Below are 22,252 nucleotides of genomic sequence, written 5' to 3'. Positions count from 1 at the left end.
CGGCCGGTGACCCTATACGCTGATAGGCGATCCCAGAAGCTTTCCAAGGACGGTCCAGACACGTGTTCGAGACGCTCTCCGACCGGTTGACGACGGTCTTCTCGTCGCTGCGCAGCAAGGGCCGGCTCTCCGAGGCCGACATCAACGCGACGGCCCGCGAGATCCGCATCGCGCTGCTCGAGGCAGACGTCGCGCTGCCCGTGGTCAAGGACTTCATCGCGCAGGTCAAGGAGCGGGCGCGCGGCGCCGAGGTCTCGCAGGCGCTGAACCCGGCGCAGCAGGTCGTCAAGATCGTCAACGAGGAGCTCATCAACATCCTCGGCGGCGAGACCCGCCGGATCCGGTTCGCCAAGACCCCGCCGACCGTGATCATGCTCGCCGGCCTGCAGGGCGCGGGCAAGACCACCCTCGCCGGCAAGCTGGCCCGCTGGCTGAAGGCCGAGGGCCACACGCCGATGCTCGTCGCGGCCGACCTGCAGCGCCCGAACGCCGTCCAGCAGCTCCAGGTCGTCGGCGAGCGCGCCGGCGTCGCGGTCTTCGCGCCCGAGCCGGGCAGCGGCGTCGGCGACCCCGTCGACGTCGCCCGCCGCTCCATCGACCAGGCCCGGCACGCCCAGCACGACATCGTCGTCATCGACACCGCCGGCCGCCTCGGCATCGACGCCGAGATGATGCAGCAGGCCATCGACATCCGCGACGCCGTCAAGCCCGACGACGTGCTGTTCGTCGTCGACGCCATGGTCGGCCAGGACGCCGTCAACACCGCCCAGGCGTTCATGGACGGTGTCGGCTTCGACGGGGTCGTGCTCACCAAGCTCGACGGCGACGCCCGCGGCGGCGCCGCGCTGTCGGTCCGGCACATCACCGGCCGTCCGATCATGTTCGCCTCGACCGGCGAGAAGCTGGAGGACTTCAGCGTCTTCCACCCGGACCGGATGGCCGGCCGCATCCTCGACATGGGCGACATCCTCACCCTGATCGAGCAGGCCGAGCAGGCGTTCGACGCCGAGCAGGCCGAGCGGATGAGCACCAAGTTCGCCTCGGGCGAGGACTTCACCCTCGAGGACTTCCTCGAGCAGATGATGATGATCCGCAAGCTCGGGCCGATCGGCAACCTGCTCGGGATGATGCCCGGCATGGGGCAGGTCCGCGATCAGATCAGCCAGATCGACGACAAGGACCTGGACCGGATCGCCGCGATCATCCGCTCCATGACCCCGCAGGAGCGCGCCCAGCCGAAGATCATCAACGGCTCGCGGCGGGCCCGCATCGCCAAGGGCTCCGGCGTCGGCGTCGGCGAGGTCAACAGCCTCGTCACCCGGTTCTTCGACGCGCAGAAGATGATGCGGCAGATGGCCGGCGGGATGGGCCTGCCCGGCATGCCCGGAGGCCGCCGCAAGGCCGCCAAGGCCGCGAAGGCCGCCGCCAAGAAGAAGGGCAAGCAGCGCAGCGGCGACCCGCGCAAGCGCGCCGCCGGCGGCAAGCGGCCCCAGGAGCAGGCGCCCGCGGCCGACGGCATGCCGAAGGGGCTCCCGCCCGGCCTCGGCGGCCCCGGTGGCGCCGGCGGCGGCCTGCCCCCGGGCCTCGGCGGGCAGTTGCCCCCCGGCTTCCAGATGCCCGACCTCGGCAAACTCCAGAACCGCAAGAACAAGTGACCGCTCCCGGCGCACCGTCCCGACGGCGGTGCGCCGGCCCGCGAAAGCCTCCGGCGAGCCGTCCCGCGGCAGGGCAACACGGCGTCCTGCGGTAGTGCGATACGGCGTCCCGCGGCGGGGCGACACGGCGTCTTCCAGCAGGGCAACACCATGTTCTGCGGCAGGGCAACACGGCGTCCGCCGATTGCGCGTTCACGGTGTCGATCTGGCAGAATGACAGGCTGGAAACCCGGACCCGCGAGGCGCCCTCTCTCGTCCTGCGCGGCCGGAGTCCATCGGGCGGCGGTGAGCCGGTGTTCCCCACCTGGCACGGGCCGCCCACCCTGTAATGAAGTCTGGAGTACACCACACCCGTGGCAGTCAAGATCAAGCTCAAGCGTCTGGGGAAGATCCGGAACCCGCAGTACCGGGTCGTCGTCGCCGACGCCCGCACCAAGCGTGACGGGCGGGCCATCGAGGAGATCGGGCTCTACCAGCCCAAGCAGGAGCCGTCGCTCATCCAGATCGACTCCGAGCGCGCGCAGTACTGGCTCGGCGTCGGCGCGCAGCCGACCGAGCCCGTGCTCAACCTGCTGAAGATCACCGGCGACTGGCAGAAGTTCAAGGGCGAGCCCGGCGCCGAGGGCACCCTCAAGGTCGCCGAGCCCAAGGCCGACAAGAAGGCCGCCTTCGAGGCCGCCGTCAAGGAGTCCATGGGCGACGACGCCGGCGAGGCCCCCGCCGCCCGCGCCAAGAAGAAGGCCGAGCCGAAGAAGTCCGAGGCGAAGGCCACCGAGACCGACGAAGCCAAGAGCGAGGGCTGACGTGCTCGAAGAAGCGCTCGAGCACCTGGTCCGCGGGATCGTGGAGAACCCGGACGACGTCCGGGTCCGCGCCCGCCGGATCAGGGGCGGCCGGGTCCTGGAGGTGCGCGTGCACCCCGAGGACCTCGGCAAGGTCATCGGCCGCAGCGGTCGTACCGCCAAGGCCCTGCGCACCGTCATCAGCGCCCTGTCCGGGGGCCGGTACGTGCGCGTGGACCTGCTCGACGTCAACGAGGTCCGCTGAGTGAGCCCCTGGCATCGCGCATGCCGGGGCACGCTCGCCCCGGCGGCGGCCGTCGCGGCCGCCGCCGGGGGCGGCTCACCGGCGGGCCTCCGGCCCGCCGGTCCTCGTGCCCTCGCCCTCCACGGGCAGGGCCGATGAGCGACCCGCTGGCCGTCGGGCGCATCGGCCGCCCGCACGGCGTCCGCGGCGAGGTCACCGTCGACGTCCGCACCGACGACCCGGAAGGCCGGTTCGCCCCCGGCACCCGGATCGCGACCGATCCCGCGTCCGCCGGCCCCCTCACCGTGGAACGGGCCCGCTGGCACTCGGGACGCCTGCTCCTGCGCTTCGCCGGAATCGACGACCGCGACGCCGCGGAGACCCTCCGCGGCACCTGGCTGGTCGTCGACTCCGGTGACATCCCCCCGTCCGACGACCCCGACGACTACCACGACCAGGAGCTCATCGGGCTCGCCGTGGTCACCACCGGCGGCGCCGACGTCGGCGAGGTCGCCGACGTCCTGCACCACGGCCAGGACCTGCTGGTCGTGCGCGGCCCCGGCGGCGAGACCCTCGTCCCGTTCGTCGCCGCGCTCGTCCCCGAGGTCGACGTCCCCGGCGGCAGGCTCGTGATCGACCCGCCCCCCGGACTGCTCGACGGATCATGAAAATCGACATCGTCACGATCTTCCCGGAGTACTTCGCGCCCCTGGAGATCTCCCTGCTGGGCAAGGCCCGCCGCGCCGGCCTGCTCGACGTGCACGTGCACGACCTGCGCGACTGGACGCACGACCGCCACCGCACCGTGGACGACACCCCGTACGGCGGCGGCCCCGGCATGGTCATGAAGCCCGACCCCTGGGGCGAAGCCCTGGACACCCTCGCCCCACCCAACCCCGCCCCCAACGCCACACCCCCCAACGCCACACCCCCCAACGCCACACCCCCCAACGCCACCGCGACCGCCACCGCGACCGCCGCCGCCAACGCCGCCGCCGACGCCACTCCCAACGCCGCCGCATCGGCCCCCGACGCCGCATCGGCCCCCGACGCCGCATCGGCCCCCGACGCCGCCGCGACCGCCGCCAACGCCGCCAACGCCGCGAACGCCGCCAACGCCGCGAACGCCGCCGCCGCTTCCGCCGCCGCATCGGCCGACGCCGCCAACACCGGCGCCGCATCGACCGACGCCGCCAACGCCGCCGCCGCTCCCGACGCCGCCGCATCGGCCGACGCGGCATCGACCGGCGCCGCATCGACCGGCGCGGCATCGGCCGGCGCCGCATCGGCCGGCGCCGCCGTACCTGCCGGCGCCGTCCCTCGCATGATCATCCCGACGCCCAGCGGCCGCCCGTTCACGCAGGCGCTCGCCGCCGAGTACGCCGCGGAGCCGTGGCTGCTGTTCGCCTGCGGCCGCTACGAGGGCATCGACTCCCGCGTCGCCGAGGAGGCCCGCACCCGCATGCCCGTGGACGAGGTCAGCCTCGGCGACTTCGTCCTCGCCGGCGGCGAGGTCGCCGTCCTGGTCATGGTCGAGGCCATCGGGCGCCTCCTGCCCGGCGTCCTCGGCAACGCCGACTCCGTGACCGACGACTCCTTCGCCCCCGGCGCGATGGAGTCGCTGCTCGAAGGCCCCGTCTACACCAAGCCGCCGGTCTGGCGGGACCGCGCTGTCCCGGACGTCCTGCTGTCCGGCCACCACGGCGCGATCGCCCGCTGGCGCCGCGACGAGGCGTTGCGCCGCACCGCCCGGCACCGCCCCGAGCTGCTGTCCCGCCTCGCCTCCGGCCCCCTCGACGAGCATGATCGCCGGGTGCTGCGGGAGGCCGGTTTTCCGGTTGACGCCGAAGATATGGCAGACTGAAGCGTCCGTGCGCTCGTACGCGCGGCACGAAGACCTACTCTCCGCGGCGCGACGCCCCCACCCATGTCCCATGGGGCCTCTCGACGCCCGCGTTCGACCAAGAGGAACCGCTGCGATGCACACCCTGATCCAGGAGATCGAGAAGGCCGCCATGCGCGCCGACGTCCCGGACTTCCGTCCGGGCGACACGCTGAAGGTGCACGTGCGCGTCACCGAAGGCAACCGGAGCCGTATCCAGGTCTTCCAGGGCGTGGTGATCCGGCGGCAGGGCGGCGGCGCCCGCGAGACCTTCACCGTCCGGAAGGTCAGCTACAGCGTCGGCGTCGAGCGGACGTTCCCGCTCAACAGCCCCTCGATCGACAAGATCGAGGTCGTCACCCGCGGCGACGTCCGCCGCGCCAAGCTGTACTACCTGCGCAACCTGCGCGGCAAGGCGGCGCGCATCAAGGAGAAGCGCGACTTCTGAGCCCGCCGACCGCCGACGCCCCGGGAACCCGCTGCGGTGCCCGGGGCGTTGCCCGTTTCGGACGGATACGGCGGTCGCGGTGCACGGCGACACGCCCAGCCGACCGGTGGTCGGGGCGCCTCGCCGCTAGGCTTTGTCCCTGATGACTGACGAGGACGATCGGAGAGACGTGCGATCCGGAGCCGAGGGCGCGGTGCCCGATGAAGAGGAGACCGTGACCTCCGCCGAGGAGACGGCCGACGACGACTCCGCCGAGGACGGGAAGGACTCCTCCTCCGCCTCTTCCGATTCCGACGACGATGGCGAGAAGAAAAAGAAGAAGCCGGGCTCGTTCTGGAAGGAACTGCCCGTCCTGATCGTCGTCGCGGTCGTCCTCGCCCTCGTCATCAAGGCGTTCGCGGTCCAGGCGTTCTACATCCCGTCCGGTTCCATGGAGAACACCCTCCAGATCGGCGACCGGGTCCTCGTCAACAAGATCGTCTACCACACCCGCGACATCCACCGCGGCGACGTCGTCGTCTTCAACGGCCTCGACTCCTGGGACCCCGAGACCCACATCTCGAAGCCGACCAACCCCTTCTCCAAGGCGCTGCGCGCCGTCGGCACCGCCTTCGGCGTGGCGCCCAACGAGAAGGACTACATCAAGCGCGTCATCGGCGTCCCGGGCGACCACGTCCACTGCTGCGACGCCCAGGGCCGCGTCACCGTCAACGGCGTCCCCCTGAACGAGAAGTCCTACCTCTACACCGACCCGGTCACCCACGAGCAGAACAAGCCGTCGAACGAGCCGTTCGACGCCTACGTGAAGCCGGGCCAGCTCTGGGTCATGGGCGACCACCGCGAGCTCTCCTACGACTCCCGCTCCCACCGCGGCGACCCCGGCGGCGGCACCATCCCCACCGACCGCGTCATCGGCCGCGCCTTCGTGATCGTCTGGCCGCTGAACCGCATCGACAACCTGCCGATCCCGGACACCTTCAAGCAGACCGGCTTCAAGACCGCCTCCATGGCTGCCCCCGCCACCCCCATGGCCCTGGGCATTCTCGGCACGCTTCCCCTCGCGTACCTGCGCCGCAGACGCCACCGCCGCTCCTAACCCCAACAGGCCCTGCCGACCAGCCCATGAGCGGGGCAGGTTTGGAAGATCGCCAGTCTCCGGTGGCATCGTCCACGACGCCACTGTGCGGCTCCTGACAAGCTGCTCCCTGCGCCCTGGGCACAGGCGTCGTAGCTTGATCTCTGCCACGGTGTCCGCGCACCCGCAGCCCTTTGTCGCTGGTCAGGGTGGCCGGGTGATCGCGGACATGCCCGGAACAGTGGCATTCGGTGAGCGGCGGGGGGTTCGGGCGACGTACCCTGCGGAGCATGAAGGGTCGTCCACTTCGTTTCACGCCACGCCGTGACGCGGGGCTGCACGCCTACGAGCGCGCCCTGGAGCACGCCGGGCTCAGTCCCGTGGCGGGCGTCGACGAGGCGGGCCGCGGGGCCTGCGCGGGCCCGCTGGTCGTCGCCGCCGTGATCCTTCAGGGCGGACGCGGCGGGCGGATCGAGGGCCTCACCGACTCCAAGATGCTGACGCCGGCGCGCCGCGAGGAGCTGTACGCCGAGATCACCAGGCGGGCGCGCGCGTGGAGCGCCGTCATCATCCCCTGCCACGACATCGACCGGATCGGCCTGCACCGCTGCAACGTCACCGGCATGCGGCGGGCGCTGGCGGCCCTGGACACCCGTCCCGCCTACATCCTCAGCGACGGGTTCCCGGTACCGGGGCTGGAGGCCCCGGGACTCGCGGTGATCAAGGGCGATCAGGTCGCCGCGTGCGTGGCCGCCGCCTCCATCGTCGCGAAGGTCACCCGAGACCGCATCATGGTGGATCTCCATGAGCGCTACCCCGAGTACGGCTTCGATGTCCATAAGGGGTATGTGACGCGCGCGCACGGCGCGGCCCTGGCGGAGCACGGACCTTGTCCTGAGCATCGGTTCTCCTACGTCAATGTCGGGCGTGCCTTGCGTAACAATGGGGAGGTGGCCTTGGGGGAGGAGACCGAAGGGGAGGTCCCCGGCGAGGGCCGTACGGAAGGGGCACGGGCGTGAGCGCCGAGGATCTCGAGAAGTACGAGACCGAGATGGAGCTGCAGCTCTATCGCGAGTACCGCGACGTCGTCGGGCTTTTCACCTACGTCGTCGAGACCGAGCGGAGGTTCTACCTCACCAACTCGGTCGACCTGCAGGTGCGCGGCGCCGACAACGGCGAGACCTACTTCGAGGTCACGATGCAGGACGCCTGGGTCTGGGACATGTACCGCCCCGCACGCTTCGTCAAGAACGTGCGTGTCGTCACCTTCAAGGACGTCAACGTCGAGGAACTCGCGAAGAGCGACTTCGAACTCCCTTCCGACCAGTGACCCCGCCCCAAGCCCCACCCGCCCCCCTGAACCGCTCCCCAGGGCCGGGACCTACCTGCACGCCCGCGGACGGATCCCCCACTTCAGGGGTGCGGCCCCGTTACGGGGCGAGCGCACAGGGCATCGACGCTCCCTATCTTTTTCGCCCTCTCCACGTGACCGTGACGGCTCCCTGGGCGCGCTCACGGCCTGCCCACGGGACGCGGTGGTGCCAGCCCGGGCCTGATGGTGCTCGCCCTGCCCGGGCGCGATGGTGCCTGTCCTGCGCGTGGTGGTGCCTGCCCTGGGCGTGGTGGTGCCTGCCCTGGGCGTGGTGGTGTCTGCCCGGAGCGTGCCAGGTCACACCCAGGGCGTGGTGGTGCCTGGCCGAACGCGCTGGGCCTGACCGGGCGTGGTGGTGCCTATCCGGGCGCGCCGGGACTTGGCCGGGGCGTGTCGAGTCCTGCCCGGGGCGTGGCGGGTCCTATCCGGGCGCGGTGGCGACTGACCGGGCGTGGTGGCGCCTGCCTGAGGCGCGGTGGTACTTGCCCGAGGCGCGGTGGTGCCTAGCCGGGCGCGTCGGGGCTTGGACGGCGCCTGTCGAGTCCTGCCTGGGGCGTGGCGGGTCCTAGCCGGACGCGGTGGTGATTGGCAGAAGGCGCTGGGCCTGACCGCGCGTGGTGGTGCCTGACCGCGCGTGGTGGTGCCTGACCCGGTGTGGTGCTCCCTTGCCGGGCGCGCCGGGGCCTGGACGAGGAGCGGTGGTGACTGGCCGGGCGCGGCGGGCGCCTGGCCGGGGCGCGGCGGGGCTGGGCGGGGCGCGGTGGTGGCTGGACGGGTGTGCCGGGGCTTGGGCGGGCCGTGGTGGTGATTGGCCGAACGTGGCGGGCGCCTGGGCGGGGCGCGGTGGTGGCTGGACGGGTGTGCCGGGGCTTGGGCGGGCCGTGGTGGTGATTGGCCGAACGTGGCGGGCGCCTGGCCGGGGCGCGGTGGTGACTGGACGGGTGTGCCGGGGCTTGGGCCGGGGCGCGGCGGGGGCCTGGTCGGGTCTGGGCCGGGGCTGGTGTGGGGGGTTGCGGGGGGTGTCTGGCTGCTTGGGATGTTCGTGGGGGGCATGGCTTCTCCTGGTGGGTCGTGGGCGTTAGCGGGGGGACTTGGCGGACTTGGTGAGGCGCCAGCCGTTGGCGGCCCGTTCTATGAAGCCGGACGCGGCCAGCAGGCCGAGCTTCGCGTTGATGGCGGCCAGGTCCATGCCGGCCTTGGCGGCCAGGGCCGCGGGGCCGGTCGTGCCCCGGGCGGGGAAGGCCTCCAGGACGGCGCGGGTGACCGGTTCCAGCCGGTCGCGGGGGAGGACGGGCGTCTGCGGGGGCGGCGCCAGGTCGGCGCCCAGCCGCCCGACGGCCTCGATGATCTCCTCGGTGCGGCTCACGAGGACGGTGTCCTCCTGGCGGAGGAGCTGGTGGCAGCCGACCGATGAGCGGGAGGTGACCGGGCCCGGCATGGCCATCAGCACGCGGCCGAGCTTGCGGGCCCATGCGGCGGTGTTGAGGGCGCCGCTGCGTGCCTCCGCCTCGACGATCACCGAGCCGCGGGAGAGGGCGGCGATCACCCGGTTGCGGACGAGGAAGCGCAGCCGGTGCGGATGCGTGCCGGGCGGCGACTCGCTCACCAGCAGGGATCGGCGTGCCATCTCCGCGAACAGGCCCTCGTTCGAGGCGGGGTAGGGGACGTCCACGCCGTTGGCGAGGACCGCGACCGTGCGGCCGTCGGCGGCGAGAGAGCCGCGGTGGGCGGCGGCGTCGATGCCGAGCGCTCCGCCGGAGACCACCGTCCAGCCGTCGTCGGCGAGTTCGGAGGCGAAGTCGGAGGCCATCCGCTGCCCGTACGGGGACGAGGCGCGCGAGCCGACCATGGCGACCGATCTCAGGCAGGCGTGGCGCAGGTCCTCGGGGCCGCGGAGCCAGAGCGCGTAGGGGCGCTCGCCGCCGAGGTCGTCGAGGGTGGTGGGCCACTCCGGTTCCCCAGGGCAGACGAGGCGGCCGCCGAACTGCGCGCAGACGGCCAGGTCGCGGTCGGGTTCGGCGGCGGCCAGGCGGATGCGCCAGTGCTCCAGCCGCTGGATCTCCTTAGGCGCGGCGGGCAGGTCGGCGGGGAGGGCGCCGGTGCGGATCACGTCGAGTGCCCCTTCGGCGCCGCAGTGGCCGACGACGCGGTTGAGGAACGCGTCGCCGGGTTCGGCGACGGCGGTGAGGGCGGCGCGGGCCTCCCGCTCCGGTGTCATGGGGATCGTGGTCATGACCGCCCCGCGTGCCAGAGCGCAAGGGCGCCGCCGATGTCGTCCGCGTCGGGCTCGTCGTGGCCGCCGAGGTCGGCGATCGTCCATGCGACGCGCAGGACGCGGTCGAGGCCGCGTGCGCTGAGCGTGCCGCGCTGCAGCGACTCGTCCACCATCCGCATTGCCTCGGGGCCGGGCGTGAAGCGGCGTCGCAGTTCCGGGCCCGGGATCTCGGAGTTGGTGCGCCATGGGGTGCCGGTCAGGCGTTTCAGCGTGCGCTCCCTGGCGAGCATGACCCGGTCGGCCACCACCTTGCTGGCCTCGGCGAATTCCAGGTCGTAGCGGAGTTCGGCTCTGGTTGCGGGCGCCAGCTCCAGTTTGAGGTCGATGCGGTCGAGGAGCGGCCCGGTGACGCGGGTGCTGTACTTGCGGCGCACTCCGGGGGCGCAGGAGCAGTCGACCTGCTTGGCGGCCGCACACGGGCACGGGTTGGCCGCGAGGACGAGGGTGAAGCGGGCGGGGAACCGGGAGGTGCCCTCGGCCCGGCTGATGCGCACCTCGCCCTCTTCGAGCGGCTGGCGGAGGGCGTCAAGGGTCCCCGCCATGAACTCGGGCGCTTCGTCCAGGAACAAGATCCCCCTGTGGGCGAGGGAGACGGCGCCCGGCTGCAGGACCCGGCCCGAGCCGCCGCCGACCATGGACGCCCGGCTGGCGGTGTGATGCGGTGCGTGGAAGGGCGGCTGGGTGATCAGCGGCTGGCCGGGCGGGAGCGTACCGGCGACCGAGTGGATGGCGGTGACCTCGAGCGCGGAGTCGGGCTCCAGCGGCGGCATCAGTGTCGGCAGCCGTTCGGCCAGCATGGTCTTCCCGCAGCCCGGCGGCCCGGTGAAGTACAGGTGATGCCCGCCCGCGGCGCTGATCTCCAGGGCCCGCCGCGCCTCCGCCTGGCCCCGGACGTCGGCCAGGTCGAGGTCGGCCGGGACGTCGGGCCGCCGGATCGCCGCCCCGTCGGTCGCCACCGTCTTTTCGTCGGGCTCCGCCTCCTCGATGGGCGGCGGTTCGTCTCGCAGGATGCACAGCAGCCCGCGCAGCGTCGCGGCGGAGACCACCTCCACGCCCGGTACGAGTTCGGCCTCGGCGGCGTTCGCCCGCGGGACGACGACGGTGCGGCAGCCGTAGTTGGCGGCGGCCAGGACCGCGGGCAGCACGCCCTGGATGGGCCGGAGCCGGCCGTCCAGGCCGAGCTCGCCGATCAGCACCAGCCCCGCGCACGACCGCGCAGGGACGACCTCGGCCGCCGCGAGCAAGGCCACCGCAATGGCCACGTCGAAGATCGAACCCTTCTTGGGCATGCTCGCAGGGAACAGCGAGACGGTGACATGCCGGTTGGGCCAGTCCTCGCCGGAGTTGAAGATCGCCGCACGGACGCGGTCGCGGGCCTCGCTGAGGGCCGTGTCGGGCAGCCCGACCAGGTGCAGGCCGGGCACCCCGCTGGTGAGCGCGGCCTCGACGTCCACGACGAAGCCGTCCACCCCCACCAGGGACACCGAGCGGGTCTTGGCGAGCGTCATTCAGCACACCTCCTTCAGATGATCGATCGAGAAGCCGTCGCCCTTGACGACCAGGCCGAGCACGTCCACCCGGACCTGCGCGCCGCCGACGCCGTGCGCGGCGGCCCACCGCCAGGCCAGCCGCCGTAACCGGGACGACTTGGCGGCCGTGATGGCCTCGAGCGGGTCGCCGTACCGGGCGGAGCGGCGGGTCTTCACCTCGCAGACGACGTGGCCGCGGCCGTCGTGCGCGACGATGTCGAGCTCGCCTTCGGGGCAGCGCCAGTTGCGGTCGAGCACCGTCCAGCCGAGCCCGGTCAGGTAGGCGGCCGCCGCGTCCTCTCCGCGACGGCCCAGTTCGATGCGGGCGTTCATGCGCCTCACCTCCGGGCTCCGACGCTGCCGGACGCCGGATCCGCGGAGAACTGGAACCGCGTTCTGTGGAAAACGCCGCGACATTCGGGGCGATCCGGTGAAAACGGTGGTGGGTGCTTGCTCGGGACGGGCGGGTGCCGCAGCGTGGCCTTGTGGATCTGAACGAGGCCGTGGACGAGTTCGGTCGGCACCTGCACGCCGAGCGCGGCGTATCACCGCACACGCTGCGCGCCTACCTCGGTGATCTGGCGGACCTGTGCGCATACGCCTCAACCGTCGGCGTGACGGAACCGGCAGAAGTGGACGTGTCGCTCCTGCGCGCGTGGCTCGCCCGCCAGCACGCCCTCGGGCGGGCGCGCGCCACGCTCGCTCGCAGGACGGCGGCCGTCCGGGCCTTCACCCACCACCTGCACCGGCGCGGGCTACTGGAGAACGACCCCGGCCTGTTGCTGGGCACGCCGAAGAAGCGCCGCGACCTCCCCGGTGTGCTCACCCAGGACGATGCGGCGCGCCTTCTCGAGACCCTGGACGCCGAAGGGCCGATGGGGTTGCGCGACCTGGCCGTGCTGGAGGTCCTCTACGGGACGGGCGTGCGCGTCAGCGAACTCTGCGGCCTCGACATCGACGACCTGGACACCGGCCGCCGGACCGTACGCGTCCTGGGCAAGGGGAACCGTGAGCGCACCGTCCCGATCGGCGAGCCGGCCGTCCGGGCCGTCGAGGACTGGCTCAGGGCCGGACGCCCGGCGGTGGCGACGGAGACCAGCGGCCCGGCCCTGTTCCTCGGCGCTCGCGGAGGGCGCCTCCACCCGACCAGCGCCCGCCGCATCGTCCATTCACGGATCGCCGACGCGGGGACGATGCCCGACCTCAGCCCCCACGGGCTGCGCCACACGGCCGCCACGCACCTGCTGGAGGGCGGCGCGGACCTCCGCAGCGTCCAGGAGATCCTCGGCCACGCGTCCCTGCAGACCACCCAGCTCTACACGCACGTCTCGGCCGAACGGCTCAAGCAGGTCCACCGCCAGGCCCACCCCCGGGCCGCCAGGGACGACTAGGAGCGTTCCTGGCGGCTCTGGGGGACGCGGCGCAGGCGGCGCTCATGGGCGAGGTCGATCACGCCGGGCGGCGGACGTCGGGAGCGGCCGCGTGCGCGAGTTCGGCGCCAGGCGAAGGACAGCGAGTAGGCGACGACGAGTCCCGTGACGGCCCCGCCCGTGGCCGTCGTCGCGTCACGGAGCGTCATGTTCGGAGCGGGCGGCTGCTCGGACGGGGGATGTCGTTCGTGGGCCTTCCCCGATGCCTCCTGCGGCGGTGCGGCCCGCGGCCACTGGGGAAGCAGCCGTACTTCCCGCCTGACCAGGCTCAGAGGGTCCAGATAGACGCGGCCTTTACGCAGACCCCAGTGCAGGCATGGCGTCGGGCAGTGAAGACGGCCGTCCTCCAAGACGCCGATACGGGCGCCCAAGGCCACCTGGCGCCCGGCCTTGACGCTGGGCTGGACGGGCAGGTACGTCGTGCGCAGCGGCCCGTGATCGACCGCGACGACGCCCCGGCCGGCCAGGCTTCCGGCGTAGGAGACCCGTCCGGCGCCGGCGGCGTACACCGGCTCGCCGGCCCGTGCCGCGAGGTCGACCCCGCGGTGGCCGGGACCCCACGGGACCGCGGGCGGCGAGAAGGCGCGCAGGACCCGCGGTGTGGGCGGGCCTAAGGGCCATCGCCAGGCGTTCGTTCCGGGGGAGACGACCGCGTGCGCTCCCGGGAAGTCGACCGCGTGCGCGCCCGGGGAGCCCAATGCGTTCGCTCCGGGGGAGACGGCGGTGATCACGCAGGTGAGGAGCAGTGTGAGCAACGTCATGCCCAGGAGCCTGCCGCCCGGTGGACCGGCCGTCGAGGAGGTGCGCCAACTGTGGATAACCGCTCGGTCCGTTGATTCACGGGGGCGTCCGCGCCCTGATAATCTGTATGCGTGCCCGGAAGGACACCGGCCAGGGCCAGGCCGTCGCCGATCCGCCGTCCGGCGGGGAGGCGGGAAGCCGCTCCCGGTGAGCGGAGAGGTCACGGATCCGGGGAACGTTCCGGATCACAGCCGCCAAGGGGCGTCCCGGCGGCTGATTTCACGCGTCCGCATGCCACCGAAGACATGGTGGGGCGCCGCCCCTCGGTCCGTCGCCGCGGCGACGGTGGGGCGATGCCCGGGCGCAGGGCGACAACCAAATGCGGCCCGGCAGGGCCAGAGAAGGAGAACACGGGCAATGGCACCCGTCGTCACCATGCGGCAGCTCCTCGAGAGCGGCGTCCACTTCGGCCACCAGACCCGCCGGTGGAACCCGAAGATGAAGCGCTTCATCCTCACCGAGCGCAACGGCATCTACATCATCGACCTGCAGCAGTCGCTGTCCTACATCGACCGCGCCTTCGAGTTCGTCAAGGCCACGGTCGCGCACGGCGGCACGATCCTGTTCGTCGGCACCAAGAAGCAGGCGCAGGAGTCCATCGCCGAGCAGGCGACCCGCGTCGGCATGCCCTACGTCAACCAGCGCTGGCTGGGCGGCATGCTGACCAACTTCTCCACCGTCCACAAGCGGCTCACCCGGCTCAAGGAGCTGGAGGAGATCAACTACGACGACGTGGCCGGCTCCGGCATGACCAAGAAGGAGCTCCTCGGCCTGCGCCGCGAGAAGGACAAGCTGGAGCGCACCCTCGGCGGTATCCGCGACATGGCGAAGGTCCCGAGCGCCATCTGGATCGTGGACACCAAGAAGGAGCACATCGCGGTCAACGAGGCCAAGAAGCTCGGCATCCCGGTCGTGGCCATCCTCGACACCAACTGCGACCCCGACGAGGTCGACTACCCGGTCCCGGGCAACGACGACGCCATCCGCAGCGTCAGCCTGCTGACCCGCGTCGTCGCCGACTCGGTCGCCGACGGTCTCCTCGCGCGCGCGGGCGCCGCGTCCGGCGGCGACGAGAAGCCGGCCGAGGGCGCCGCCTCCGGTGCCGCCGAGCCGCTGGCCGAGTGGGAGCGCGACCTGCTGGAGAACAAGCAGGCCGAGGGTGAGGCCGCCGCCGCTCCGGCCGAGGCGCCCGCCGAGGCCGCGCCGGCCGCCGAGGCCCCGGCCGAGGCCGAGGCCGAGGCTCCTGCCGAGGCGCCCGCCGAGGCTCCGGCCGACGCCCCCGCCGAGGGCCAGCAGGCTTGATCCCGCGGTCCCGGCGGCGTCCTCGCGACGCCGCCGGGACCGTCGCGGGTCCACGACCAACGACGAGAGAAGCGAAGAGAGCGATGGCCAACTTCACCGCCGCTGACGTCAAGCGGCTTCGCGACCTGACCGGCTCCGGCATGATGGCCGTCAAGAACGCCCTGACCGAGGCGGACGGCGACTTCGAGAAGGCCACGGAGCTGCTGCGCCTCAAGGGCGCCAAGGACGTCGGCAAGCGCGCCGAGCGCACCGCCGCCAACGGCCTGGTCGCCGAGCACTTCAACGGCTCGGGCGACGGCGCGCTGCTGGAGCTCAACTGCGAGACCGACTTCGTCGCCAAGAACGCGCAGTTCATCGAGCTGGCGAACCGGCTGGTCGAGTTCGCGGCGGGCAGCGGCGCGGCGGACGCGGCGACCCTGCTCGGCGCCGAGATCGAGGCCGGCAAGACCGTCCAGGCCCTGATCGAGGAGAACAGCGCCAAGATCGGCGAGAAGCTGGAGCTGCGCCGCTTCGCCCACTTCCAGGGCGCGTACGTGGCCAGCTACCTGCACAAGTCCGACCCGTCCCTGCCGCCGACCACCGGCGTCCTGGTCGAGCTGGACAAGGAGAACACCGAGGTCGCCAAGGACGTCGCGCAGCAGATCGCGGCGATGGCGCCCAAGTACCTCACCCGCGAGGAGATCCCCGCCGAGGTGATCGAGAAGGAGCGGGCGCTCGCCGAGCAGCTCACCCGCGACGAGGGCAAGCCGGAGCAGGCCATCCCGAAGATCGTCGAGGGCCGGGTGAACGCCTACTTCCGCGACTTCGTGCTGGTCGAGCAGGCGTTCGTGAAGGACGGCAAGAAGACCATCGCGAAGGTCCTGGACGAGGCCGGCGTGAAGGTCGTGCGCTTCGCCCGGTTCAAGGTCGGGCAGGCGTAAGGGCACTCTGGAGACAGGGACCCGAGATTCAGCGACGCAACGAGGAGGCCGCCGACGTGCCGGAGAAGACGACCACCAGTGCGACGGCGGCCCCGTCGTCCGGGCAGCACGCGCCGCGCGCGGGCTGGAAGCGGGTGCTGCTGAAGCTCTCGGGCGAGGCGTTCGCCGGGCGCGATCCCCTGGGCATCGACCCCGAGGTCGTGCAGCACGTGGCGGAGGCCATCTCCGAGGCCGTGAAGGACGGCGTGCAGGTCGCGGTCGTGTGCGGCGGCGGGAACATGTTCCGCGGCGCGGTCATGGCCGAGCGCGGCATGGACCGCGGCCGCGCCGACTACATGGGGATGATCGGCACGGTCATCAACTGCCTGGCGCTGCAGGACTTCCTCGAGAAGCTCGGGCTCGACACCCGGGTGCAGACCGCCATCACCATGAGCCAGGTGGCCGAGCCGTACATCCCGCGGCGCGCCATCCGGCACCTGGAGAAGGGCCGGGTCGTCATCTTCGGCGCGGGGCTGGGGCAGCCGTTCTTCTCCACCGACACGACCGCCGCGCAGCGCGCGCTGGAGATCGGTGCCGAGGCCGTCCTGAAGGCCACTCAGGTCGACGGCGTCTACGACGCCGATCCCCGTAAGAGTCCAGAGGCGGTCAAGTTCGACCGTTTGGATTACGGTGAGGTTCTACAGCGGGGTCTGAAGGTCATGGACGCCACGGCCATCAGTCTCTGCATGGACAACGCGCTCCCCATCGTGGTCTTCGACCTCATGGGGCAGGGCAACATCGTCCGGGCCGTCCGGGGTGAGAAGATCGGCACGCTGGTCAGCCCGGCACAGGGCTGACCGCTGCCCGGAACGCGGTGCCAGGGCCGACCAGATGACATGGGAGTCACAGTGATCGACGAGACCCTCCTCGAAGCCGAGGAGAAGATGGAGAAGGCGGTCGCGGTCGCCAAGGAGGACTTCCAGGCCATCCGCACCGGCCGGGTCACCCCCGCCATGTTCAACAAGATCACCGCGGAGTACTACGGCACGCCGACGCCGGTCAACCAGCTGGCGTCGTTCACGCTGCCGGAGCCGCGGATGGTCATCGTGCAGGTGTTCGACAAGTCGTCCATGCAGGCGGTGGAGAAGGCGATCCGCGACAGCGACCTCGGCGTGAACCCCACCAACGACGGCAACGTCATCCGGGTGGTCTTCCCCGAGCTGTCGGAGGAGCGCCGCAAGGACTTCGTCAAGGTCGCCGGCACCAAGGCCGAGGACAGCAAGATCTCCATCCGCAACATCCGGCGGCGCGCCAAGGACACCCTCGACAAGCTCGCCAAGGACGGCGAGGTCGGCGAGGACGAGGTGCGGCGTGCGGAGAAGGAGCTCGACGACACCACGCACAAGTACGTGGCGCAGATCGACGAGCTGCTCGAGCACAAGAAGGCCGAACTGCTCGAAGTTTGATGGGACTCGACGACGCCGGGGAGCCCGCGGGCTCCCCGGATGAGCCGGAGGTCGACATGCCCGGCCCACCCCCGGGAGAAGCTCTGGACTCGCCCTCCGGCGAGGCGCCGGACACCCCCGCAGGCACCGCCGCCGAGGACGCGGTGCCCTCCGGCGCGACGTCCGCGACGTCCGCGACGGGCCCGACGGGCGCGCGTGCTGAACCCGAAGGGGAGCCGCCCCAGGACCCGTCCGATGGCGGACGCCAGAGCAGGACCGGCCGGAACCTGCCGATGGCCATCGGAGTGGGCGTCGCCCTCGGGGCGCTGGTACTGCTGTCGCTCTACACGGTCAAGCCGATCTTCCTTGCCGTGATGGTGGTCTTCCTCTTCCTCGGTATGCGGGAGCTGACGGACGCCTTCAAGTCGCGCGGCATCCAGGTCCCGTTCATCCCGCTCGCGACGGGCATGGTGGCCACTCCGGTCGTGTCCTATGTATGGGGGCCCACCGCCGTGGTCGCGGCGGTGTCGCTCACCGTGCTCAGCATGATGCTGATCCGGATGACCGAGGGCGCGGACGGCTACGTCCGGGACGTCAGCGCGGGCGCGTTCGTCGCCGGATACCTGGTGCTGATGGGCGGGATCGTCGCGCTGCTCATGCGGCCGGGCGACGGGGACGACCGCACCGTCATCTTCATCGCGACCACGGTGGCCAGCGACATCGGCGGCTACTTCGCCGGCACGTTCCTCGGCAAGCACAAGCTCGCCCCCACGATCAGCCCGAAGAAGACGTGGGAGGGCGTCACCGGCTCCGCGATCACCTGCATGATCGTCGGTGGCGCGCTGGTGTGGTGGCTGCTGGACGGCGGGCACGCCTGGCAGGGCGCGCTGGTCGGCCTCGCCGCCGTGGTGACCGCGACCGGCGGCGACCTCATCGAGTCGATGATCAAGCGGGATCTCGGCATCAAGGACATGGGAACGCTCCTGCCGGGCCACGGCGGCGTCATGGACCGCCTCGACTCGCTGGTCGCGACGGCCCCCGTGGTGTGGCTGCTGCTGGAGCTGTTCGTCCCCAGCTAGACCCTGGCCCGGCCGCTGCTTGAGGGTCGGGAGGGAGCCGGGTCGCCTCGCGGGCTAGGAGACGACCCAGGAGCGTCCCTGCTGCGCCAGGCGCCGGATGAGCGCGTCCGAGCCCTCGCTCTTGGCGTACCGGTGCTCCTCACCGGTGATGGGGACGAGCCACAGCCACCGGACGGGATCGCCCTGCACGGTCAGCCCGGTGAGGGCGGGCGCCTCCGGCCCTGCCAGCCGGGTGGGATCGTCCAGGAGGAGCACGCCTTCCCACGCGCTGTCCCCGCTTCCCAGGGGGAACGTGCGGGCCTCGTGGTACCACTTGACCACGTCGCCAGGGGCGAACCAGGTCACCGATCGCCACGGGTACTGGGCGAGCCACGGGAAGATGCTCCCCGCGCGCTGGCTGGGCAGTGTGCTCGCCACAGCGAGCTCTATGCGGGCGTACGGGGCGACGTCGTCCTCGTACAGTTCGACGGTGGGCATCCGCTGGCGGCTCATCCCGACCGAGCTGAGCACGGTGAAATCACGATTGCCGCGCGCGGGCCGCTCCGTCACGCCCACTGTCGGGGATGTACTGGCCTTGCCTCCTGCGAGCTGACGCCCCACGTCGTGCCAGTAGTGGCCGCCGGGACCGAGCCGCTGTAGCAGGTGGCCTAGAACCGACTGCTGGAACTCCGCCCAGGAGCCGTCGGCGCGGCACATCTTCCAGTGCTCGCGGGCGCGCTCGATGCGCGGGCCGAACTCCGCGATCTCCTCTTCCATGGGGAAGGCGAACGGGCTCTGCCGCGTCGCGTCGCGCGCGTAGCCGGGGATACCGCGGCCCATGTCGGACCATCCCGGGATCACGAACAGGGGGTCGCCGGCCTCCAGCACGGCGGCTCCGTCGCCCTCCTCGAACCACACCACCTCGAGGGCGGAGGCGTCGACGGCCTCGCGTCCCTGCGGATGGGCGACATGGGACTCCGGCAGTAGCGGCGTGGCGCCCGCGTCCAGCCGCTTCCGGTCCAGTGAGGACGGGGCCTTGCAGTGGTTGGCGACCCAGACTGCGCCGATCACCGAGTCTCGCGCGTCCCGCAGGTAGGCCGAGGTCACGTCACCGTCGGACTCGACGACGAGCCTCCGGCTGCCGTACGGGCTGGCCTCGGCGTGGACGATCGTGGCGGCGGGGCTCCTCGGCGAAGCGGCACCCCTGCGCAAAACCGACATGATCGAGACCTTAGTCGCAGACAAGGTCATGTGCAGCGATGTCGTAGCGCCCGCTGGAAGGGCGCGCCCACGGCCGGAAGGGAGCGTGCCTGCGGGCGGACGAAGCGCGCCTGCAGGCGGACAGAGCGTGCCTGCGAGCGGACGAGGCATCGTCAGGTGTTTGCGACACTGGAAGGACCATGTCTGCCACCACCGAGCCCGCCACCGCGGGCGCCGCGCCCAAGAAGACCCCGGCGAAGCTCGTCTTCGCCGCGCCGCGGCGCGGCAAGCCGCCCCGGCACCTGGCCGACCTCACGCAGGCCGAACGCCGCGAGGCGGTCGCGGAGCTGGGCGAGAAGCCGTTCCGGGCCGACCAGCTGTCGCGCCACTACTTCGCCCGGCTCGTCGACGACCCGGCGAAGATGACCGACCTGCCCGCCGCCGTGCGCGACCGGCTGGTGTCCGAGCTGCTGCCCTCGCTGCTCACCCCGGTGCGCGAGCTGGACTGCGACGGCGGCAGGACGCTGAAGACGGTCTGGAAGGCGTTCGACGGGGTCCTGTTCGAGTCGGTGCTGATGCGGTACCCGGACCGGGCCACGATGTGCGTCTCGTCCCAGGCGGGCTGCGGCATGAACTGCCCGTTCTGCGCCACGGGGCAGGCCGGGCTCACCCGTAACCTCTCCACGGCCGAGATCGTGGAACAGGTCGCCGCGGGCGCGCGCGCGATGGCGCGCGGGCGCATCCCCGGCGGCCCCGGGCGGGTCTCCAACATCGTCTTCATGGGCATGGGGGAGCCGCTCGCGAACTACAAGGCCGTGATCGGCGCGGTCCACCGCATCACCGATCCGGCACCGGCCGGCCTGGGGATCTCCCAGCGGTCCGTCACCGTGTCCACGGTCGGCCTCGTCCCGGCGATCGAGAAGCTGGCCGCCGAGGACATGTCGGTGCGGCTCGCGGTGTCGCTGCACGCGCCCGACGACGAGCTGCGCGACGACCTCGTCCCGATCAACAACCGGTGGAAGGTCGCCGAGGTCCTGGACGCCGCGTGGGCCTACGCCGAGCGCAGCGGACGGCGTGTCTCGATCGAGTACGCGCTCATCAAGGACGTCAACGACCAGGCCTGGCGGGCCGATCTTCTCGGCAGGCTCTTGCGCGGCCACCTCGTACACGTCAATCTGATCCCGTTGAATCCGACGCCGGGCTCCAAGTGGACCGCCTCGCGGCCGGAGGACGAGCGCGAGTTCGTCCGCCGCCTGGAGGCCCACGGGGTCCCGGTCACGGTGCGCGACACTCGGGGCAGGGAGATCGACGGGGCCTGCGGACAGCTGGCCGCGGCGACGAAGGACTGAGCGCGCCGGCGGCGCCCCCCGGGCCCCGCGGGCGCGGGGACGAGGGCTGAGGAGCACGGTGGCGCTCATGAGCACGCGGCTGCCGGTGGCGTTGCGGGGCTACGACCGGACACAGGTGGACGGCCTCCTCGAACGGATCTCGGGCGCGCTGAACGGCGGGCCGCCGATGTCCGCGGACGAGGTGCGCACGGCGCGCTTCGACGTCGTGCTGCGCGGCTACGACCGCCGCGCGGTGGACGACCTGGTGCGCGAGTGCATCAGGGAGCTGGAGACGAAGGCGCCGATCGCCGAGCGTCCCGGCCGGCCCCGGGCGAATCCCGCATGGCTGATCAACTGGATCCAGAACGCCCGGTTCGCCGGCTCGGGCATCCGCCCGGGCTACGACGTCCGGGACGTCGACGCGTTCCTGGACCGCGTCATCTCCGGGCTGCGCGGCGCGGCGCCGCCGGTGTCGGCGCGGGACGTCCGGGAGAGCGCGTTCCGCGTCGTCCGCCTGGGCCCGGGCTACGACGAGCAGGAGGTCGACCGCTTCCTCACCCAGCTCGCCGGAGCCCTCGAAGGCCGCTGAGAACGATCACCGCCGCGGAGTTATCCACATTTTCGCCGCGGGGTGGTGACCGCCGCCGGCGCCCAGCAGGCTGCTGGGCATGGACGACTTCGACGCGCAGCGCCGGCGGCTGACCGCCTTCCTCGGCCTCCTGTTCACCTCCGAGATCATCTCGGTCCTGCTGTCCCTGGCCCGGCCCGCGGTGCGGCTCGGCGCCGCCGGTGACGGCATACCGGTGAGGCTCGGCGGCGCGCCGCTGCTGCCGGCCGCCGCGGCCTGGCCCGTCTGGAGGGGCCGTCCGCTCGACTTCCTGGGCGCCGTCGACTTCGCCGAACTCGCCGTCTTCGGGACGATCCCCGATCTTCCCCGCTCCGGCACGACCGCCTTCTACTACGCCAGCGAGACCCCGCGGCCGTGGGGTGACGCGTGCGGGCAGCGGGACGGGTGGCGCGTGTTCACCGGCGACCTGCACCCCGCCGAACCACCGCCCGGCACCGTGTCCTATCCGCCGGCCGAGCTGGGCGCAGCTCCGTTCCTGTCCCTGCCGTCACCGCAGGAGCCCGTCATGCGGCGGTTGGAGCGCGTCCACCGCGGCTTCCTGGCCGAATATGAGCAGCTGCACGCGGTCTGGTCCCGGCATGTCACGCCCGACGCCCCGGCGCATCAGCTGGGCGGCTGGCCCGACCTCGTCCAGCGGCCGGTCGGCCCCGACTGCCTGTACGCCTCGACGGGCCGTCCGCTGGAGACCCTCGACGCCCCGGAACTGTCGGCCGACGACCTGGCGGCCGCCGACGACTGGCGCCTCCTGCTCCAGCTCGACTCCGACGACCGCCTCGGCTGGTACTGGGGCGACCCGGGCCGCGTCTACTTCTGCTCCCACCGGAGCGCTCCGCTGGAGGGTGCATGGCTGACCGTTCAAGCGGCATGACATCCGGAGCGTGCGACCGCCGCGCAGCGGT

Annotated in this window: 22 protein-coding genes and 2 pseudogenes; 19 read left to right on the top strand and 5 right to left on the bottom strand. The window is 72.1% G+C overall.

From position 1 onward, the window contains the following. Positions 1 to 62 precede the first annotated feature (62 nt). The 10 genes and pseudogenes from ffh to AB0C78_RS31980 all read left to right on the top strand — a co-directional run bounded on the left by ffh (position 63) and on the right by AB0C78_RS31980 (position 7,416). Positions 63 to 1,655 carry a signal recognition particle protein gene (ffh, locus tag AB0C78_RS32025; RefSeq protein ID WP_360755109.1) on the top strand — a complete coding sequence of 531 codons (1,593 nt, stop codon included), beginning with the start codon at positions 63 to 65 and terminating at the stop codon, positions 1,653 to 1,655. Positions 1,656 to 2,008: 353 nt separating this feature from the next. Further along, positions 2,009 to 2,458 carry a 30S ribosomal protein S16 gene (gene rpsP / locus AB0C78_RS32020; RefSeq protein ID WP_360755106.1) on the top strand — a complete coding sequence of 150 codons (450 nt, stop codon included), beginning with the start codon at positions 2,009 to 2,011 and terminating at the stop codon, positions 2,456 to 2,458. Position 2,459: 1 nt separating this feature from the next. After that, on the top strand, positions 2,460 to 2,702 hold the full coding sequence (locus tag AB0C78_RS32015; protein ID WP_021598307.1) for an RNA-binding protein: 243 nt from the start codon (positions 2,460 to 2,462) through the stop codon (positions 2,700 to 2,702). 134 nt (positions 2,703 to 2,836) lie between these two features. Beyond that, complete coding sequence (rimM, locus tag AB0C78_RS32010; protein ID WP_151539666.1) at positions 2,837 to 3,349, top strand: ribosome maturation factor RimM; 513 nt, start codon at positions 2,837 to 2,839, stop codon at positions 3,347 to 3,349. Then, positions 3,346 to 3,558: pseudogene (locus AB0C78_RS32005) on the top strand (tRNA (guanosine(37)-N1)-methyltransferase TrmD); the annotation flags it as partial. The gene rimM and the pseudogene AB0C78_RS32005, both read left to right, overlap by 4 nt. A 441-nt stretch (positions 3,559 to 3,999) precedes the next feature. Further along, positions 4,000 to 4,545 (top strand): annotated as a pseudogene (locus AB0C78_RS32000) (tRNA (guanosine(37)-N1)-methyltransferase TrmD); the annotation flags it as partial. Positions 4,546 to 4,660: 115 nt separating this feature from the next. After that, a complete protein-coding gene (gene rplS / locus AB0C78_RS31995; RefSeq protein WP_067461562.1) occupies positions 4,661 to 5,011 on the top strand; it encodes a 50S ribosomal protein L19 in 351 nt (116 codons plus the stop codon). A gap of 169 nt (positions 5,012 to 5,180) precedes the next feature. Then, a complete protein-coding gene (gene lepB / locus AB0C78_RS31990) occupies positions 5,181 to 6,107 on the top strand; it encodes a signal peptidase I (protein ID WP_360755103.1) in 927 nt (308 codons plus the stop codon). A 269-nt stretch (positions 6,108 to 6,376) separates the two neighbouring features. Then, entirely contained in the window at positions 6,377 to 7,105 is a 729-nt protein-coding gene (locus tag AB0C78_RS31985; protein WP_360755100.1) for a ribonuclease HII, read from the top strand. Then, on the top strand, positions 7,102 to 7,416 hold the full coding sequence (locus tag AB0C78_RS31980) for a DUF2469 domain-containing protein (RefSeq protein WP_151539670.1): 315 nt from the start codon (positions 7,102 to 7,104) through the stop codon (positions 7,414 to 7,416). The genes AB0C78_RS31985 and AB0C78_RS31980 overlap by 4 nt, the downstream gene beginning before the upstream one ends. Positions 7,417 to 8,536: 1,120 nt before the next feature. On the opposite strand, the gene dprA is transcribed toward AB0C78_RS31980, so the two are convergent. Genes dprA through AB0C78_RS31965 form a run of 3 tightly spaced genes read right to left on the bottom strand, consistent with a single transcriptional unit; the run spans position 8,537 to position 11,595 of the window. Then, entirely contained in the window at positions 8,537 to 9,691 is a 1,155-nt protein-coding gene (gene dprA / locus AB0C78_RS31975; RefSeq protein ID WP_360755097.1) for a DNA-processing protein DprA, read from the bottom strand. After that, positions 9,688 to 11,241, bottom strand: a complete 1,554-nt coding sequence (locus AB0C78_RS31970) for a YifB family Mg chelatase-like AAA ATPase (RefSeq protein WP_360755094.1) — start codon at positions 11,239 to 11,241, stop codon at positions 9,688 to 9,690. The genes dprA and AB0C78_RS31970 overlap by 4 nt, the downstream gene beginning before the upstream one ends. Next, a complete protein-coding gene (locus tag AB0C78_RS31965; RefSeq protein WP_151539732.1) occupies positions 11,242 to 11,595 on the bottom strand; it encodes a YraN family protein in 354 nt (117 codons plus the stop codon). It lies immediately after the preceding gene. Positions 11,596 to 11,747: 152 nt separating this feature from the next. Here AB0C78_RS31965 and AB0C78_RS31960 point away from each other — a divergent pair, with 152 nt between their 5' ends. Then, positions 11,748 to 12,653, top strand: a complete 906-nt coding sequence (locus AB0C78_RS31960; protein WP_360755092.1) for a tyrosine recombinase XerC — start codon at positions 11,748 to 11,750, stop codon at positions 12,651 to 12,653. Here the strand turns inward: AB0C78_RS31960 and AB0C78_RS31955 are convergent. Then, positions 12,650 to 13,453 carry a M23 family metallopeptidase gene (locus AB0C78_RS31955; protein ID WP_360755090.1) on the bottom strand — a complete coding sequence of 268 codons (804 nt, stop codon included), beginning with the start codon at positions 13,451 to 13,453 and terminating at the stop codon, positions 12,650 to 12,652. The two genes, AB0C78_RS31960 and AB0C78_RS31955, sit on opposite strands and share 4 nt — an antisense overlap. Before the next feature lie 397 nt (positions 13,454 to 13,850). Here AB0C78_RS31955 and rpsB point away from each other — a divergent pair, with 397 nt between their 5' ends. The 5 genes from rpsB (at position 13,851) to AB0C78_RS31930 (ending at position 18,218) form a co-directional block, all read left to right on the top strand. After that, positions 13,851 to 14,795 (top strand): 30S ribosomal protein S2, encoded by a 945-nt coding sequence (rpsB, locus tag AB0C78_RS31950; RefSeq protein WP_360755088.1) that lies wholly within the window; start codon positions 13,851 to 13,853, stop codon positions 14,793 to 14,795. An 83-nt stretch (positions 14,796 to 14,878) separates the two neighbouring features. Then, on the top strand, positions 14,879 to 15,715 hold the full coding sequence (gene tsf / locus AB0C78_RS31945; protein ID WP_151539736.1) for a translation elongation factor Ts: 837 nt from the start codon (positions 14,879 to 14,881) through the stop codon (positions 15,713 to 15,715). A gap of 56 nt (positions 15,716 to 15,771) precedes the next feature. Then, positions 15,772 to 16,551, top strand: coding sequence for a UMP kinase (pyrH, locus tag AB0C78_RS31940; RefSeq protein WP_151539737.1), 780 nt, complete (start codon positions 15,772 to 15,774; stop codon positions 16,549 to 16,551). A gap of 51 nt (positions 16,552 to 16,602) precedes the next feature. Further along, positions 16,603 to 17,160, top strand: coding sequence for a ribosome recycling factor (gene frr / locus AB0C78_RS31935; protein WP_151539738.1), 558 nt, complete (start codon positions 16,603 to 16,605; stop codon positions 17,158 to 17,160). Continuing rightward, a complete protein-coding gene (locus tag AB0C78_RS31930) occupies positions 17,160 to 18,218 on the top strand; it encodes a phosphatidate cytidylyltransferase (RefSeq protein WP_360755083.1) in 1,059 nt (352 codons plus the stop codon). Before frr ends, AB0C78_RS31930 begins: the two co-directional genes overlap by 1 nt. A gap of 54 nt (positions 18,219 to 18,272) precedes the next feature. Here the strand turns inward: AB0C78_RS31930 and AB0C78_RS31925 are convergent, their stop codons facing one another. Continuing rightward, positions 18,273 to 19,418 (bottom strand): suppressor of fused domain protein, encoded by a 1,146-nt coding sequence (locus AB0C78_RS31925; RefSeq protein WP_360755081.1) that lies wholly within the window; start codon positions 19,416 to 19,418, stop codon positions 18,273 to 18,275. Between the two features lie 179 nt (positions 19,419 to 19,597). Here AB0C78_RS31925 and rlmN point away from each other — a divergent pair, with 179 nt between their 5' ends. The 3 genes from rlmN (at position 19,598) to AB0C78_RS31910 (ending at position 22,221) form a co-directional block, all read left to right on the top strand. After that, on the top strand, positions 19,598 to 20,746 hold the full coding sequence (rlmN, locus tag AB0C78_RS31920) for a 23S rRNA (adenine(2503)-C(2))-methyltransferase RlmN (RefSeq protein ID WP_360755079.1): 1,149 nt from the start codon (positions 19,598 to 19,600) through the stop codon (positions 20,744 to 20,746). Positions 20,747 to 20,813: 67 nt separating this feature from the next. After that, positions 20,814 to 21,314 carry a DivIVA domain-containing protein gene (locus AB0C78_RS31915; RefSeq protein ID WP_151539742.1) on the top strand — a complete coding sequence of 167 codons (501 nt, stop codon included), beginning with the start codon at positions 20,814 to 20,816 and terminating at the stop codon, positions 21,312 to 21,314. Positions 21,315 to 21,393: 79 nt separating this feature from the next. Continuing rightward, entirely contained in the window at positions 21,394 to 22,221 is an 828-nt protein-coding gene (locus AB0C78_RS31910; protein WP_360755076.1) for a DUF1963 domain-containing protein, read from the top strand. Positions 22,222 to 22,252: the final 31 nt, after the last annotated feature.

Origin of the sequence: Actinomadura sp. NPDC048394, from assembly GCF_040651755.1 — a bacterium.
Classification (GTDB): domain Bacteria; phylum Actinomycetota; class Actinomycetes; order Streptosporangiales; family Streptosporangiaceae; genus Spirillospora; species Spirillospora montaniterrae.
The sequence above is the reverse complement of the archived record's forward strand: the minus strand, read 5'-3'. Positions and strand labels throughout refer to the sequence as shown.